This is a genomic window from Aquicella lusitana, assembly GCF_902459475.1.
Taxonomy (GTDB): domain Bacteria; phylum Pseudomonadota; class Gammaproteobacteria; order DSM-16500; family DSM-16500; genus Aquicella; species Aquicella lusitana.
In genome coordinates, this window is record NZ_LR699114.1 from 1535811 (window position 1) to 1552859 (window position 17049).

General features: G+C 40.5%; 17 protein-coding genes and 2 pseudogenes. 13 read left to right on the top strand and 6 right to left on the bottom strand.

The window, feature by feature from the left end:
* Positions 1-22 precede the first annotated feature (22 nt).
* A pseudogene (locus tag AQUSIP_RS07035) lies at positions 23-727 on the top strand (IS982 family transposase); the annotation flags it as partial.
* Between the two features lie 57 nt (positions 728-784).
* Here the strand turns inward: AQUSIP_RS07035 and AQUSIP_RS07040 are convergent.
* Positions 785-1831 carry an IS481 family transposase gene (locus AQUSIP_RS07040; RefSeq protein ID WP_114835537.1) on the bottom strand — a complete coding sequence of 349 codons (1047 nt, stop codon included), beginning with the start codon at positions 1829-1831 and terminating at the stop codon, positions 785-787.
* Positions 1832-1939: 108 nt separating this feature from the next.
* Here AQUSIP_RS07040 and AQUSIP_RS07045 point away from each other — a divergent pair.
* Positions 1940-2122 (top strand): annotated as a pseudogene (locus AQUSIP_RS07045) (transposase); the annotation flags it as partial.
* Between the two features lie 70 nt (positions 2123-2192).
* Here the strand turns inward: AQUSIP_RS07045 and AQUSIP_RS07050 are convergent.
* The 3 genes from AQUSIP_RS07050 to gatC all read right to left on the bottom strand — a co-directional run bounded on the left by AQUSIP_RS07050 (position 2193) and on the right by gatC (position 3605).
* Entirely contained in the window at positions 2193-2645 is a 453-nt protein-coding gene (locus AQUSIP_RS07050) for an Hsp20/alpha crystallin family protein (protein ID WP_114835494.1), read from the bottom strand.
* Between the two features lie 233 nt (positions 2646-2878).
* Complete coding sequence (locus AQUSIP_RS07055) at positions 2879-3274, bottom strand: rhodanese-like domain-containing protein (protein WP_114835495.1); 396 nt, start codon at positions 3272-3274, stop codon at positions 2879-2881.
* Positions 3275-3311: 37 nt separating this feature from the next.
* Complete coding sequence (gene gatC, locus AQUSIP_RS07060; protein WP_114835496.1) at positions 3312-3605, bottom strand: Asp-tRNA(Asn)/Glu-tRNA(Gln) amidotransferase subunit GatC; 294 nt, start codon at positions 3603-3605, stop codon at positions 3312-3314.
* Positions 3606-4276: 671 nt separating this feature from the next.
* Here gatC and AQUSIP_RS07065 point away from each other — a divergent pair.
* From AQUSIP_RS07065 to AQUSIP_RS07115, 11 genes are all read left to right on the top strand, one after another.
* Positions 4277-4573: a co-chaperone GroES gene (locus AQUSIP_RS07065; protein ID WP_114835498.1), complete on the top strand. Its 297-nt coding sequence runs from the start codon at positions 4277-4279 to the stop codon at positions 4571-4573.
* 37 nt (positions 4574-4610) lie between these two features.
* The gene (groL, locus tag AQUSIP_RS07070) at positions 4611-6242 is read left to right on the top strand and encodes a chaperonin GroEL (RefSeq protein ID WP_114835499.1); all 1632 of its coding nucleotides are present in this window, start codon (positions 4611-4613) and stop codon (positions 6240-6242) included.
* 200 nt (positions 6243-6442) lie between these two features.
* Positions 6443-6898, top strand: coding sequence for an Hsp20/alpha crystallin family protein (locus AQUSIP_RS07075; RefSeq protein ID WP_170131896.1), 456 nt, complete (start codon positions 6443-6445; stop codon positions 6896-6898).
* A 303-nt stretch (positions 6899-7201) separates the two neighbouring features.
* Positions 7202-8086 carry an IS982 family transposase gene (locus AQUSIP_RS07080; RefSeq protein WP_148326070.1) on the top strand — a complete coding sequence of 295 codons (885 nt, stop codon included), beginning with the start codon at positions 7202-7204 and terminating at the stop codon, positions 8084-8086.
* A 243-nt stretch (positions 8087-8329) separates the two neighbouring features.
* A complete protein-coding gene (locus AQUSIP_RS07085; protein WP_170131840.1) occupies positions 8330-8734 on the top strand; it encodes a pilin in 405 nt (134 codons plus the stop codon).
* Positions 8727-10442 carry a GspE/PulE family protein gene (locus tag AQUSIP_RS07090; protein WP_114834790.1) on the top strand — a complete coding sequence of 572 codons (1716 nt, stop codon included), beginning with the start codon at positions 8727-8729 and terminating at the stop codon, positions 10440-10442. The genes AQUSIP_RS07085 and AQUSIP_RS07090 overlap by 8 nt, the downstream gene beginning before the upstream one ends.
* A 66-nt stretch (positions 10443-10508) precedes the next feature.
* Positions 10509-11615: a type II secretion system F family protein gene (locus tag AQUSIP_RS07095; protein WP_170131841.1), complete on the top strand. Its 1107-nt coding sequence runs from the start codon at positions 10509-10511 to the stop codon at positions 11613-11615.
* Positions 11616-11626: 11 nt separating this feature from the next.
* Positions 11627-12493: a prepilin peptidase gene (locus tag AQUSIP_RS07100; RefSeq protein ID WP_114834792.1), complete on the top strand. Its 867-nt coding sequence runs from the start codon at positions 11627-11629 to the stop codon at positions 12491-12493.
* Positions 12493-13089 (top strand): dephospho-CoA kinase, encoded by a 597-nt coding sequence (gene coaE, locus AQUSIP_RS07105; protein WP_114834793.1) that lies wholly within the window; start codon positions 12493-12495, stop codon positions 13087-13089. The genes AQUSIP_RS07100 and coaE overlap by 1 nt, the downstream gene beginning before the upstream one ends.
* Before the next feature lie 92 nt (positions 13090-13181).
* Positions 13182-13949 carry a cell division protein ZapD gene (gene zapD, locus AQUSIP_RS07110; RefSeq protein ID WP_114834794.1) on the top strand — a complete coding sequence of 256 codons (768 nt, stop codon included), beginning with the start codon at positions 13182-13184 and terminating at the stop codon, positions 13947-13949.
* Between the two features lie 8 nt (positions 13950-13957).
* Entirely contained in the window at positions 13958-14152 is a 195-nt protein-coding gene (locus tag AQUSIP_RS07115) for a DNA gyrase inhibitor YacG (RefSeq protein ID WP_114834795.1), read from the top strand.
* A gap of 93 nt (positions 14153-14245) precedes the next feature.
* Here the strand turns inward: AQUSIP_RS07115 and AQUSIP_RS07120 are convergent, their stop codons facing one another.
* Positions 14246-15754 carry an ankyrin repeat domain-containing protein gene (locus AQUSIP_RS07120; RefSeq protein ID WP_170131842.1) on the bottom strand — a complete coding sequence of 503 codons (1509 nt, stop codon included), beginning with the start codon at positions 15752-15754 and terminating at the stop codon, positions 14246-14248.
* A gap of 198 nt (positions 15755-15952) precedes the next feature.
* Positions 15953-16963, bottom strand: coding sequence for a Gfo/Idh/MocA family protein (locus AQUSIP_RS07125; protein WP_114834797.1), 1011 nt, complete (start codon positions 16961-16963; stop codon positions 15953-15955).
* Positions 16964-17049: the final 86 nt, after the last annotated feature.

Sequence of the window (17049 nt, forward strand, 5' to 3'; positions counted from 1 at the left end):
CAAGGTTTTGAATGGAGTCAAAATGCTACTAGCGCCGATCGTTGAAATTTTCTGTGATATTGATGAGTTTTACAAGAACCATGTAAAAGAATCTGCAAATAAAATTTTGCCCTTACCTAAAGGCAAACGTCAGAGGAAAACAGAATTAAGTGAAAGCGAGATGATGACGATCATGATTTTATTTCACTTAAGCCACTATCGCACATTCAAGGATTTTTATCTGGATTGTGTGTTAGGCCAACTTTTTCGAGAATTTCCTAAAGCGGTAAGCTATCCACGTTTTGTTGCACTCATGCCAAGGTTGCTTGCACCACTAACGGCGTATGTACTATCAAGAACAGGAAAACACACCGGATTGTATTATTTGGATTCTACAAAAATGGTTGTATGCCACAATCGTCGAATTTACAGAAATAAAGTTTTTAAAGGCATTGCTGAACGCGGACACTGTTCTGTAGGCTTTTTTTATGGATTCAAATTACATTTAGCGATCAATCACCAGGGAGAAATTATGAGTTTTTGCATTACAAAAGGAAATGTTGATGATAGAGAAGTTGTTGAAAAATTAATGCAAGGATTAACTGGTTTTGGTGCGGGCGATAAAGGATACATCAGCAAAAAATTAGCGGAGTCGCTTGCAAAACGAGGCATAAAATTGATTACGAAAGTTAGAAAAAACATGAAGAAAAAAATGCTAAGCGCGTTCGAAAAATTTTTTCTTTATCAGCTGTAAAAGTTCCGACTTGATCTGACAGTTACCCGTTTTTCAGTTACGGTTTTACTGTCAGTTCAAGTTGAGATTATCAACTTTTTCCTTCCAGATTCTTTTACCATCAATCAATGTCGCCATCGGAGTTCGGCCACAACACATTTTACCCTGATGTGTGCGTTCATTGTTGTAATAACCGAGCCAATCATCCAGATCTTTTTGCAACTCGTCAATAGTTGTGTAAACTTTCTTTCGGAAAGCAACCTGATAAAACTCATTCAGAATCGTCCTATGAAAGCGTTCACAGATGCCATTGGTCTGGGGTGATTGAGCTTTCGTTTTGGTGTGCTCAATATCATTGAGCGCCAAATACAACTCGTAATCGTGTTGCTCTACCTTGCCGCAAAACTCAGTGCCACGATCCGTTAATACGCGCAGCAAGCCCAAGCCTTGTTCTTCAAAGAATGGCAACACACGATCATTTAACAGGTCAGCAGATGTAATCGGTGTTTTTGTGGTATATAGCTTGCAATGAGCCACTTTGGAGTAGGTATCAACAAATGTTTGCTGATAAATGCGCCCAACACCCTTGAGATTGCCAACATAAAAGGTATCTTGTGAACCAAGATAGCCAGGATGTGCTGTTTCAATTTCACCGCAGGCCATATCATCGTCTTTTTTGCGTTCTAGCGCGGCCAGTTGTGCTTCAGTTAGAATTAAGTTCTCCTCGGCAGATTTCTTTTCCAGTGCGGTTAGACGCTGTTTAAATGATGCCAAATCATGCCTTAGCCAGATGCAACGAACACCGCTAGGAGAAACAAAAACACCTCTTTTCCTAAGCTCATTACTGACTCTTAATTGACCATGCGCGGGGTACTCAATGGCATAGTCCAATACAGCATTCTCTGTAGCTTCATCGGTGCGGTTCTTGATGTTTGGCTGCCGTCTGCTCTTGTCGAACAAGGTCTCAATGCCTCCTTGCTCAACTGCTGATTTATAACGATAAAACGTATCTCTGGAGAAGCCCATTACCTTGCAGGCTCTTGATACATTCCCTAGCTCTTCTGCCAAATTTAACAGACCGACCTTGTTTTTAATGATTTTTTGCGTACACTCGTACATAAGGTTACCTCTTTAATGTTTTGATTTTTACTCGACATAACTATCAAAACGGGTAACCTTACTTTTTTCAAGTAGCAAGTGTCAGATTAGATCGGAACTAATGCATATCAGCGAAGCATTGTAGAAACCGTCATTGATCAACTTAAATCTATCTGCCATATTGAGCATACTCGACATCGCAGTCCGGTAAATTTTCTGGTTAATCTTGTTAGTGGTTTAGCAGGTTACTGTTTAAAAGCAAAAAAACCGTCTATCAGCAGAAGTAAATTTTGGATGTCCTCAATTGCTTAACCATAACTGAGGTTAGTTTATATATAACCCTATTTTCCCGATACAACCTCCTTATTGCCGGGGAAATAGGTTATTCTTCCACTTTTACTTCAATCTTCTTGATTTCCGTTTTTTCTTTCTTCGGTACGATCACTTCTAACACGCCTTGTTTTGATTTTGCAGTAATATGCTTACTATCAACAGCGGTCGGTAGAGTGAACTGCCGATAGAATTGTCCTTGCATACGTTCCATACGATAGAAAGATCCTTTTTTCTCCTCATGTATTTCCTCTCGTTTTCCTTTCAATGTCAGCACGTTATTTTCCAGCGAAATGTCGATATCCTTTGGATCTACGCCTGGTAAATCCGCCGAGATTAAAAATTTATCCTCTTCTTCTCTTATATCAATAGCAGGCAACCATTGACCTGTTCTTCCACTTGCATTCCTCGTATCCAAATCAAATGTGCGCTGCCATAAATTTTCCATGAGATTATGCATATCATTTATCAACTTCGCTGGTTCATAAGGTATTAACGTATTCATACATCATTACCTCCGAACAATTATCATCAAAGTTGAGTCATTTTTACTTCCTTACCGTATGCTTGAGAGTCCCTTCTAGTAATTATTATAAAAATTAAATTTAAAATTTCAAGAGTTTAACTGTATGATTTATAAGGAAAATAATTGTATTTAACCGTATGATTTTTATAAAAATCATACGATCTATTAGGATTTTTGTGGGTTTAAATTCAAAATTCGAGTGAAAATAAGAACTATTCTTCTGTTTCTATTTTAAAGTTCTTCTCTTTCCAACGATCATAGCCACCTTGGAGTTCCATTACATGAAACCCCGACTTTGCGAATTGAGCCGCGGCTTTTGCTGCTAAATGACATTCCACTGAGTAGCAATAAATGACATTCATCAAATCCTTGTTGAGGCCTGATAAGGTATGCCATTTTTCTTCAGGAAGGTTAATAGCTCCAGGGATGTGACCTTTCTTAAAATCTTCCTCATTTCTGACATCGATAATGTTAACGTCGTCTTTATTCTTTTTCATTTCATCAAATAAGTCTCCTGGCCCAATAGTAAAGGCCATTCTATTAATAAAGTAGTCGGCTGCCTTTTGGGGCTTATTAGCTTCGGTCCATTGATTTAATTTATCTTTCATAGAGAGTCCTCCATTCTTCTTTATTGATTATACGTCATTATTCATCCTCAATGACTTTTGGGACAAGATAAAGCCCGGATTCCACCTGAGGTGCGATAGCTTGAAATTTATCGCGCAAATTAGGCTCTGTCACTTTATCTTCGCGCAAACGTTGAGGAATATCTAATGGGTGGGCAAGTGGTTCAATGTTGGTGGTGTCAACTTGATTCATGTCTTCAATGAAATCTAAAATGCGTGAAAGCTGTACTGAATATTCCGCAATATCTGTATCTGCAAGATATAACCGTGACAAATGGGCGATTTTTTGAATTTCTTCAATCGAAAGAGACATCCTGGTTCCTCTTTAATTAATCATTTTTCTAACTATAAAAATAAAACGATTCAATTCCAATTATTGAGCCCATATTTTTATCCATAAAATTGGAAACATCATAAATGGAATGGTATTCTCATAAATCTTATCAATTTCATAGATTATTATCCGCTTTTCACAAGTCAATATAGTGAGCCATGTTACTTCTGTGACAGCGAGTGCATACTTATTTAATTCATTTATGATGCAATATTGTCTATTCTGCATAAACAACAATCTTTTTATCACAATACAATTGAATATGAAGAGGCGATTCAACACCTGATCTTGACCGCTTTTCCAATTCTTTTCTGGTTCTCTGTGACACTAGGCTTAACCGCACACAATGCCACAAGCAGATATCTAAAATGATTTAAAATAATGGTCGAAGAGGGTACTTAAATCACCCATTTTTTTCCCCTTTCTCACCACTCCTTTTTTATTATAGTATTTTAGAATAGAGATCACGCATGATAAGAGAAAAAATAATTATATTTATTCAATCACTAACAAAAAATATGCAAACAAAATTTGACTAGCGTCAGCGTTTTCAAGCTAACTTTGACTTGAACTCTCATTAACTATCCCTATATTCACTGTTACATAGAAGTAATCTGTCATTTATTGATAATTTACAAGGAAAATTTACTATGACTACATTTAACATTCGTCCGTTAAACGATCGACTGGTTGTCGAACCTCAAGAGCAAGAAACAAAAACCAAAGGCGGTATTGTTTTACCTGATACAGCGGATAAAGATAAACCCATGCGCGGAAAAATCATTGCCGTAGGAACCGGAAAATATGTGGATGGCAAAATACAATCTTTACAAGTTAAAACAGGTGATGAAGTCGTCTTTGCGAAATATTCTGGAACAACTATCAAGTTGAACGACAAAGAATACCTCGTCATGCGAGAGGAAGATATATTAGGTGTTATTGAATAACAGCGTTTGATTAATAAATAAAAAGAGGATAAAGACTATGGCAGCTAAAGAATTACGATTCAGTGAAGAAGCACGACAGTTAATGCTCTCTGGCGTTAACGATTTGGCGAATGCTGTGCAAATTACTATTGGACCACGCGGTCGCAATGTGGTGATCGATAAATCATTTGGTGCGCCACTTGTTACTAAAGATGGTGTGACTGTTGCCAAAGAAATTGAATTTAAAGATAAGTTCAAAAATATGGGCGCACAAATGCTTAGAGAAGTTGCATCTCGTACTTCTGATGAAGCAGGTGATGGCACAACTACTGCTACTGTTTTAGGTCGTCAAATTTTTGCCGAAGGATTAAAGTTAGTGGTTGCTGGCTATGATCCTATGGATTTAAAACGTGGTATTGATAAGGCTGTATCTCAAGCTGTCGAAGAATTGAAGAAACTCTCTGTTCCCTGTAAAGACGATAAATCCATTGCACAAGTAGGGACAATATCTGCCAATGCGGATGAAGCCATTGGTCGAATTATTGCAGATGCAATGGCCAAAGTGGGTAAAGAAGGTGTCATTACCGTTGAAGAAGGTTCTGGGTTAGAAAATGAATTGGATGTTGTTGAGGGGATGCAGTTTGATCGTGGATACGTATCGCCTTATTTCATTACGGATCAACAAACCATGTCTGCTGATTTAGAGAATCCTTACATTTTTATAACCGACAAAAAAATTACTACTATCCGGGATTTGGTGTCACTACTTGAAGCAGTTGCAAAGTCTGGTCGTCCTTTATTGATGATTGCAGAAGATATAGAAGGCGAAGCTTTAGCTACCTTAGTAGTCAATCAAATGCGCGGTATTGTAAAAGTATGCGCTGTCAAAGCACCCGGATTTGGTGATCGTCGTAAAGAAATGTTGCAAGATATTGCTGTTATCACCAGAGGACAAGTGATTGCCGAAGAAGTAGGGCGCACACTGGAATCAGTGAAATTAGATGATTTAGGTACAGCAAAACGCGTACACATCACCAAAGACAACACTACCATTATTGATGGTGGCGGTGGGAAAAAGGATATCGAAGACCGCATCCAACAATTAAAAGCACGCGTTAAAGAAACAACATCTGACTATGATCGTGAAAAACTGCAAGAGCGTATTGCTAAATTAGCAGGCGGAGTAGCCGTCATCAAGGTAGGCGCAACATCAGAAGTCGAAATGAAAGAGAAAAAAGCTCGTGTAGAAGATGCTCTTCATGCGACTCGTGCCGCCGTCGAAGAAGGTGTTGTGCCTGGTGGTGGTGTTGCATTGGTTCGCGTAATGCAATCAATAAAAAATCTTAAAGGCAACAATGACGGCCAATCAATCGGCGTACAACTCATTTGCCGTGCACTAGAAGCACCTATTAGACAGATTGTTGTTAACGCTGGTTATGAGCCATCTGTTGTTTTAAATAAGGTCACAGAGAATAAAAGTAATCATGGATTTAATGCGGCAACCGGCGAATATGGCGATATGTTAGAAATGGGCATTTTGGATCCCACCAAGGTCACTCGCACTGCCTTGCAGCAAGCAGCTTCTGTTGCTGGCATGATGATTACAACGGAGTGCATGATCACTGAATTACCCAAAAATAAATCCCCCATGGGAAGAGAAAGAATGGGCGGCATGGGTGATATGATGTGATTAATTTATTGACCGGTGAGAACCCTGTCTGATTATTGGCGGGGTTCAAATTTCAAATGATCAAATAAATACCAAAAATTACAAGTAAGTCAAAATTATGACGCTTTCTTTTAACACCAATAATGCTGTTATAATAAATCGTTTCCTTTCAATTGTTAATTAAGCCTAGGGTAGAATTTATTTTCATGGAGGAATTAAATATGAATCAAATTGTTAAACGCCCTCTCTTTTCAAATTTATCGGAACTTCATCAAGCCCTTGATCGCATGTTTGAACCATCTTCCTTCTTAGATCGTGAAAACTGGCTTTCGAATGTCGTTGGATCAAATTGGACGCCAACCATTGATATTAAAGACGAAGCAAATCAATATGTCATTCGAGCAGATGTGCCGGGTGTAGATCCCAAAAATATAGAAGTAAGTATCGATAAAGGCATGCTCACAATTAGGGGACATAGAGAAACAGAAACTAAGGAAGAGCGTGAAAATTATGTTCACGTCGAAAGATCACAAGGATCCTTTTATCGTACCATCAGTCTGTCTAATGCAGCTGATTCGTCAAAGATTAGTGCCAAGAGTAAACACGGTGTATTAGAAATTACTATTCCAAAAGCAAAGGAAAGTTTGTCACAAAAAATTCAAATAAAAGAAGAATAAAATTTCATACAAAGCCGGTAAGGATTATTTGCCGGCTTTATTGAAAGGGAAATGAGTGCAATGTCGTGCTTAATGAAAAAAATAATCATGATGACTCCTATTAAACACTGTTTATTTAGGAATATGGCATATTACTTACTAATCCGCATAAAAAGGAGAATTGACTATGCTAAAGAGAGCATTATTTATTTTAACCTCAGTTATGGATAAGCGAATTTTAACTTTTTGAAAAGATTGAAAATAAGAAAGGCGCTTGGTAAATTTTGCCATTTTTAACCGCCCAAGGTTTTGAATGGAGTCAAAATGCTACTAGCGCCGATCGTTGAAATTTTCTGTGATATTGATGAGTTTTACAAGAACCATGTAAAAGAATCTGCAAATAAAATTTTGCCCTTACCTAAAGGCAAACGTCAGAGGAAAACAGAATTAAGTGAAAGCGAGATGATGACGATCATGATTTTATTTCACTTAAGCCACTATCGCACATTCAAGGATTTTTATCTGGATTGTGTGTTAGGCCAACTTTTTCGAGAATTTCCTAAAGCGGTAAGCTATCCACGTTTTGTTGCACTCATGCCAAGGTTGCTTGCACCACTAACGGCGTATGTACTATCAAGAACAGGAAAACACACCGGATTGTATTATTTGGATTCTACAAAAATGGTTGTATGCCACAATCGTCGAATTTACAGAAATAAAGTTTTTAAAGGCATTGCTGAACGCGGACACTGTTCTGTAGGCTTTTTTTATGGATTCAAATTACATTTAGCGATCAATCACCAGGGAGAAATTATGAGTTTTTGCATTACAAAAGGAAATGTTGATGATAGAGAAGTTGTTGAAAAATTAATGCAAGGATTAACTGGTTTTGGTGCGGGCGATAAAGGATACATCAGCAAAAAATTAGCGGAGTCGCTTGCAAAACGAGGCATAAAATTGATTACGAAAGTTAGAAAAAACATGAAGAAAAAAATGCTAAGCGCGTTCGAAAAATTTTTTCTTTATCAGCGAAGCATTGTAGAAACCGTCATTGATCAACTTAAATCTATCTGCCATATTGAGCATACTCGACATCGCAGTCCGGTAAATTTTCTGGTTAATCTTGTTAGTGGTTTAGCAGGTTACTGTTTAAAAGCAAAAAAACCGTCTATCAGCAGAAGTAAATTTTGGATGTCCTCAATTGCTTAACCATAACTGAGGTTATTTAACAAAACTATTGAAGATTTATTTTGAAAATCGTATAAATAAAAAATGCTTCATTCTTATCTTAAAGATACTTACCTCCCGTCGAAATTTCTTATCCCGTTTTTCATCCAGTAAACCCCATTTAACTTTATTGCAGGAAAATGCCTCGCCATTGCTGTAAAGGTTAGGTAATTAGTTGATAAAAGCAAGGATCGCATAACCCATTTATTCCACAAGGAGAAAAAAATGTTTTCCCATCTACGCATGTATGGCTTTTCATTAATCGAATTAATGATTGTTGTTTCTATCATCGGCATTCTTGCCATGATCGCTGCTCCTTCTTATCAGCATTACACACAACGCGCGCGCTTTGCTGAAGTGATTTCTATTGCTGATAGCTTCAAGACAGCTGTGTCACTTGCGCTACAGCAAGGCGCTTCGTCCGCCGAATTAACCCACGGCAAATATGGCATCCCGGCTGAACCAAAAAGCACGCAAAATCTGGCCAGTCTACACGTTGAAAGCGGTGTCATCACTGCAATATCAACCGAACGCGCGGGCAATGCCACTTATGTTTTAAAACCTAGCGCAGAAGGAAGTGTCTGGACAATCAGCGGATCTTGCCTTAAAAGTGGATTTTGCAATGCGTGACGCTCTTTTATCCGAAACAGATCAGCAAACACTACATGGATTGGCAGGTTATCTTTATCGTGACGGACTCATTGATTATCCGACTGCCAAAGCCGCGCTTCATGCAGTAACGATGCAAGGAATGACACTCACGCAATATCTTGTCCAGTTTAATCAGCTATCCAGTCAACTGATTTTAGAATATTGTGCGAAATTGTCTGGTTTGCCCGTTTGTGATTTGAAGCCTGAGGATTATACTTTTCACGGCGACATCATCAAACCGGAATTGGTACAACGTTATCGTGTTATTCCAATCAATCGCGATAAAAAACAACTCTACCTGGGTATTACCGATCCTACTGATCACGCCGCCATAACTGCGATTGGTTTTCATACAGGACTTAGTATTCACCCATTACTGGTACGGGAAGATGAATTGGACAAGATCATCCATCTTTATTTCCGACAGATGAATTTGAATTCGCAGCTTGAATGCGCCTTGTCCAGAATAACTCCGGTAGAAAATCCACCTTCCGCAGTAGAAAAGAACGAAGAAGATGATGAGCCTGTTATTCAGTTTGCCGATCATCTTATAGACGAGGCTATTGAACATCGTATCTCGGACATTCACATCGAGCCCTATGAAGAACATTGCAGAATCCGATTTCGCCGCGATGGGTTATTACATGAAGCCGCAGTGGTACCCCTGCATTTAGCCACCCGACTTGCAACACGATTTAAAATCATGGGCAACATGAACATTGCTGAACGGCGCCTGCCGCAGGATGGCCGTATTCAGTTGCGCGAGCCCGATAAAAGAGATATTCGGATCAATACCTGCCCTACGCTACACGGTGAAAAAATGGTATTGCGTATTCTGGATGCAGGACATGTTCAGCTTGATATCCATTTACTGGGTTTGACAGCAACACAGGAAGCCCTACTCCTCGCGAATCTTGCACAACCACAGGGATTAATACTGGTCACTGGCCCAACCGGCAGCGGAAAAACCATGACACTTTATTCTGCGCTGCACTATCTCAACCAGATAGAAAAAAATATCGTCACAGTTGAAGATCCGGTTGAAATTGAACTACCGGGTATTAATCAGGTGAATGTGAACCCCAAAATCGGATTGGATTTCGCTTCGGTGCTCCGCACCTGTCTGCGTCAAGATCCAGACATTATTATGATTGGAGAAATTCGTGACACGGAAACAGCAAATATCGCTGTTCAAGCAGCGCTTACCGGACATCTGGTTTTATCAACGCTGCATACCCGAAGCGCGGTTGAGACCATGACCCGATTACAATCTATGGGCATTGACGCCTATCACCTGGCGAACTCCATTTCATTAATCGTCGCACAGCGCCTTGTTCGAAAACTCTGCGATCATTGCAAACAACCGGAAATACTTCCTCCTCGGTTTGATGACACCCATGCCCATACGACTCCCTTCACTGCTTTCCGTCCCATTGGCTGCCAGTACTGCAACCAAGGATATCAAGGCCGTATTGGTATCTTCGAGCTGCTTCCTGTGACTGAAAAAATCGTGCAATGCCTGTTATCAGGTAAAAGCCTTTCGCAGATTTTAATACAAGTTCAACAAACAGAAGGCATGCGTTTATGGGAAGCCGGATTGCAAAAAATACGGCAAGGCATAACCAGTCTGGCTGAAATCACGCGCGTAGCTGGCGAAATTCGCGCACAGGATATCGATCAACAGTAAGTAAATCTTGCCTGCGGGGAAATGCATGACAAAACAGACAGCGCACAAGAAAAAAAGAGAATGCGTATGACAGACCAAAACAATGGAGACCGGTCCATGAAGCAAACCATCAAACACCATTGGCTGCAGCTTAAACAGAAGCGACCCATCACGCCATCCGATCTTTCCGTTTTTTTACGCCAGTTTGCGACGCTCATCACAGCAGGAATTCCTATCATCAAGAGCTGCGAGATTCTAGAAAGAAGCCAGGAAAAAATGGCCATGCGTCTGCTTATTTTTACCATCAAACGTGAAATCCTAATAGGCAAAACGCTTTCCCATGGACTCGCTCAACATACGCAGCATTTCGATGGCTTGACCTGTCAGTTCATCCGTATCGGTGAACAGACGGGCAGGCTGGATACCATGCTCACAGCCGCTGCCCGTTATCATGAAAACCGGCTGGCTTTCAACAAGCAGATTAAGCAAGCCCTGTTTTATCCTTGCATTATTATGGTGGTAGCCTTGATAGTGACATTAAGTATGTTTATCTTTGTCATTCCTCGGTTCGCAGAATTATTTCAGGGCGCAGGGAATAAACTGCCACTATTAACGCGCGTGATTTTTTTTCTTGCAGCCTATATCAATCATTACTTTGCAGGTCCCATACTGCTCATACTGCTTTTCCTTTTGCCTATTTTAAGCAAAAGCACTCTTATAAAAAATAAATTCAACTTCCAGCAGTGGCTGGTCAGGCTTCCCTTCGTTAAACAGTGTGGGCGTAAAATTATGCTGACGCGCTTTGCAAATCATTTATCCATCTCGTTAATGGCTGGAATCCCGCTGATCGATGCATTGAAATTAACCGCAAACGCATGCAGCGATCCTGTTTTCCTGACGGTTATCAATACGCTGCGCAACAAAGTAAGCGCCGGTCATGCACTCCATCAAGCCATGCAAACCTATCCCTTCCCGCAACTCATGATACAAATGGTCAAAATAGGTGAAGAATCCGGACAGCTTGAACCGATGCTGGATAAAATAGCGGAATTTCTGGATACAGAGATCGAACAGCTAATGGGATACTTTAATCAACTGCTTGAACCCTTGATTATGGTAGTGCTTGGTGTTTTAATCGGTGGATTGGTAATAGGGATGTACTTGCCCCTGTTTAAACTTGGTTATCTCAATTAGGGTCTGTCATCATGGACATTGTGCTTTTTTTTGCTGCTAATCCTGATATTTTCCTGATTGTAACCGCGATCCTTTCTCTCTTTATTGGCAGTTTTCTTAACGTTGTCATTTATCGCCTGCCCCGCATGATGGAACAGAGCTGGAGCGAGGAATGCAGGGTTTATCTGGGTTTAAAACCTCATGCTGAAACAGAAAAACTTAATTTATATCTGCCCTTTTCGCATTGTCCACAATGTAAAAAAGTCATCCGTCCCTGGCACAATATCCCTATTCTGAGTTACCTCTGGCTGCGCGGACAATGCGCTTATTGCACAGCACCTATTTCCATACGTTATCCGCTTGTGGAAGCGCTCACCTGCATTGTTTCTGCCTATGTTGCCTGGAAGTTTGGCTTTAGCTGGCAAACAGCAGCTGCGTTGCTCTTTACCTGGATCATCATTTGTCTGACTTTTATAGATCTGGATTATCATCTACTGCCAGACCAGTTGACCCTTTTGCTGCTTTGGCTAGGGCTGTTTTTCAGCATATTCAATTTATTTTGTACCAGCCATGACGCTATTATCGGCGCTATCGTAGGTTATATCATTTTTGCCGCTACCCAACTGCTGTTTGAATGGACCACGGGTAAAACCGGCATGGGCCAGGGCGATTTTAAATTTCTGGCTGCCTTAGGCGCCTATCTGGGATGGCAAATGCTGCCGCTCATCATTTTACTTGCCTCTATCACAGGTATCCTTTTCGCTGTTGCGCATATGATTGTAAAACGACACATCAAAAGTGTACCGCTGCCTTTCGGTCCTTATCTCGCGTTTGCGGGTTGGATTGCGATGCTTTGGGGCAATGAGATCATGCTCTATTATTTTGAAATGGTATATTAATGCTAGTGATTGGCTTAACAGGCGGAATCGGCTCGGGCAAATCGACAGTGGCTCGATTATTTTCCGAGCGTGGCATCGCTATTATTGATGCCGATGTCATCGCTCGCGACATCACAGCGCCTGCACAGCCCGCTTTCACTGCCATTACCAAACATTATGGCAATGAGATTCTGTGCAAAAATGGAACGCTTGATCGGGCAAAACTACGCCATATCATTTTTAACGACCGGCATGAGCGCCGCTGGCTGGAAAACCTATTACATCCTCTTATACGCGGCGAAATAGAAAAACAAACCAAACAAGTGACGTCCCCTTATTGCATCGTCGTAATTCCCTTACTCATTGAAGCCGGACCTTATCCTTTCATTAATCGTATCCTGGTAGTAGATACCCCAGAGCATTTGCAGATTGAGCGTACTGCCTTGCGCGATAAAGTAGAAAAACACCAGGTAGAAGCCATCTTAAAAACACAAACCAACCGGCAGCAGAGGCTCAAATACGCCCACGATATCATTATCAACGATGGGAAGCGGGAAGATCTGGCGTTACAGGTGGACCAGCTTCATCATCGCTATCTGAAAATGGCCCAGGCGTAAATATCATTCCGTTGAAAAAATACAAGCCAAACGTCCAAATTCCAAACAATTCATGTTATGATTTCCAACGACGTCTCGATTAGTTTGGCACCATGAAAGAATCAATTGTATATGAACAGCCATTAAATGAAATCATTCGCGTATGTTTGCGGCTTGAGCAGCTATTTCAACAGATTGATCATCAGTTGACAGATACGACCGAGCTCAGCGCGCGGAACGTGGTTGCTTTTATTATCAATGTGTTACATCTACTGGATCGTCCTGATCTGAAAGCCAAGCTGGCCAAGGAACTTACACATCACCTGACAAACCTCATGCGTTACGGCAATTTGCCTGATATTGATAGCAAGAAGTTTAATGATATTACCCGTCAACTGGATGAGCATGCTCGTAGTTTGATTGACAGCAGCGGCAAAATTGGTCAGCGTCTGCGAGACATTGAATTATTCAATACCCTGCGCCTACATTTGGCGAGTCCCGGCGGCGGATGCAGTTTCGATATTCCCCTGTATCACTACTGGCTACAGCAGCCAACAAAAATTCGTCAGGGAATGATTAATGACTGGCTGGGCGATTTTAGCCAGATTAAAACGATCATCACCCTGATACTTGACTTGGTTCGCAAAAACGCCAAAGTTGATCAAAAAACTGCTGTGCATGGTTTCCATCAAGAATTATTGGATCCGCAATGGAATTTGCGCATGGTTCGCATCGGCATCACGCACGACATTCCGGCTTATCCTGAAATCAGCATTGGCCGCCATTTTTTAAGTGTACGTTTCTTTATCCCCGAGATTGAAATTCGCCCCACCCAATATACTGAAAACTTGCCCTTTTGGGTCGCTTATTGTAATTCCTGAGATTGCTCATGACGTCAAACCAGAAAAAAAATATTCATTGTCCTACTTGCGGTAAGCAAAACACTTGGGAAAGCGACAACTCTTTTAGGCCCTTTTGTTCCGAACGCTGCAAACTGATTGACCTTGGTGAGTGGGCAGGCGAGCAATACCGTATGCCAGGTGGACCGGCTCAGCCTGATAACAACAATGACGACGACAGTTAAGGTTGTGAAACTGTCGACAACAGTAAGCCTTCGCTGGCCATGACATTGTTAAATAAAGTACTCTCAACATTGCAAGCCTATATCATGCTACAATTAGCACTTTAAGTTAAAATCCTTGCAAATATTTGAAACGAAAAACGATTGATCATTCACAGATATTAATTTTTGTGCTTTTGCTTTCACTACGTCAAAACAAATCTCGATAATTTCCCTGTCATTAACGCTATCGCTATAAGTAATAAATTCCCTTGCAACCGTAAGATGCATGAATAAATCGAAACTTTTATAAATCAACCGCCCTTCATTGAAGCCGTACAATCTTACAAATTCACTCAATATCAATGACTTCAAATTTTCAAAATAACATCGACCGCGCTTAAATGGTTTTTGCTCAATTTGCTCATCCGGCTCATATTCTGATTCGGCCAGAGCTGGAATATCGCTAAAGAGAACCGTTGTTGCAACGCTTTCATTTTCCTCCTTGAGCCGGGAAAATTCAGCCATCATTTTTCTTTCTGCTTCTTTATTTTTTACTTCCAGTTTCAGGACGGAGCATACCTTCCCTGTTTTTTTAAGCTTTGCATAAAAGCCCCGCTCATACAGCTTATAGACAAATTTATCCTCCATCACGAGGCGCGACCCATAGATAACGTGTGTATCAAATCCGCTTGTAAAATACACAAGTTTGGAGGAATTGAGCTTTGAAGCATCTTGTGGCAATACGGAACTAACAAGAGGAGAATGACTTTCTAATAAAGCTTTCAACGCCATGATAATGGTATTCATTGGCAAAGTATCGAGAGAGCTGCCTACATGCTTTACAAATTTTTCTAGTAATTCAATGATGATTTCGATAGCTTCTTCAGAAGATCCACCTGACGTATAGGAATGAATGCCTTCTTTTTCAAATAAAGAAGAAAGCTTTGGATGATTAAATATATTTGACACTTTACGCTTACAGATATATTTTTCCGCATCAATATTTTTGTATGCACATATCACTCGGATCATTTCCTTGTTCCACATATAAGTAGCCGCGCCCAGCGGATCCACCCCTTGTTGCTGTTGCGTTTCAGAATCATTCTCCATGACGGTCAAATTGTTCGCACCTGGCTCGTCAACATTGGCACCATGCTCCAAAAGCGTCTTTGCAATCTCAACATCATTCACCTTAATCGCTCCCTGGAGTGGGGAATCACCCATTAACGTTTTGGCATTGATATCAAAGCCTAATGCAATAAGCCTACGAACCAGGGCATGTCGTCGCGTCATGATCGCATGATGCAAGGCCGTTGCTCCCGAGCTCACATTTTTAGCATGAAGGTTAACACTTTTGCTTAACAGAAAATCCAGCATCTCAATACTGCCATTTTCAGCTGCAAAGTGGATAACGGATGATCCTAGCTTAGCGGATACAGCATTAACGTCTGCACCATGGTCAACAAGCATTTTGGCCAGATCCAGGTGACCGTTATATACAGCCCACATGAGTGGCGTCAGCCCCATGTCATCAACAGCATGGACCCAGGTCTTATTATCATTAAGAAAAAATAAAACCTTGCCTATTTCACCTTTAGAAACAGCGTCAAAGAATTCTTTCATAACACTCATTTGGAAATCAGCAAAATGTGTCTTATTATACTTTGCGTATATTAAGAAAAATTTAATAAAGATTAAGAATGTATTAAGGTAATTAAAAAAACGTGCTCAGAGAGTAACTCAAAGGCGTGTACAAAGTTTATCCTGGGTGAAAAAGAGCAACATCGTTAAAATAAACGCTCTCGGTTTTGCGGACTTTAATTACGGAGTCAAAACTGCCTTCGCTGATAGTATAGCTTGCGCTTTTACCTGTTTAAGCCAAGCTTCAAGCACAGTTATATTGCCGAGACTGTCTAGCAACGATATTCCCTCAGGGCCGACAAAATTCCCGCTCAATATTGACTTGCTGGCAATATCAATCTGATAGGTATAAAGTGATTTTTCTGCTATTACATTAATCTCTCTTGGCTTGTCTTCGTCTTTCCTGGACACCATTATTTTATTATGGCTTTCAGGCAACCAGGGATTAGTCATTACTTTTAAGTGGCCTTCTGTGCCATAGATATCGAATTGCCAATACATTTCCATATCATCGGCTGTTGAAACAATAGCTATGGTATTATTCTCAAACTTCAGCATTACACTTGCCTGATTATCTAATTGAGTAGCAGCATTAATCCTGCCCATTGCATTTATTTCAATGGGTTCCGCATCAGCAAGCAGCCGGATTAAAGAGATGGGATAACAGCCTAAATTTCGAATACTTCCGCCTGCAGTCGAATTAGCTATCGATGCAATATTGGCTGTATAAACAGCATGATACAATTTTATATCGCCAATAATGTTATTTTTCACCAGCTCTTTTAGCTTTTTTGTAACAGGATGGCAGCGATACATCAGGGCTTCCATGCAAAACACCCTGGATTTGTTTACGATGGAAATCACTTCCTGTGCTTCGGTGGCAGTCAGAACAAAAGGTTTTTCACATAAAATATGCTTGCCCGCCAGCGCGCAACGCACTATCCACTCCTTATGCAGATGATTGGGCAACCCAATATAGACAGCGTCAACATCAGCATCATTTAGTAATGACTGATAAGTATCATAAAATTTAGGGATCGAAAATTTGTCTGAAAATTGTTTCGCCGTTTGAAATGAACGACTACCTACTGCTGTGAGTTGGCTGGCAGGTGACGTTTGGATCGCTTTGGCCATCACTTCAGAGATATAACTTGTGCCCAGAATTCCCCATCTTACGCAGTCTGCTGACATATTTTGTCCTTTATCTGACTTTGGCCATTTTTATAAAACGTCTCTCTGTACACGACAAAACTTCTACAACGCTCTCAGGATGATAA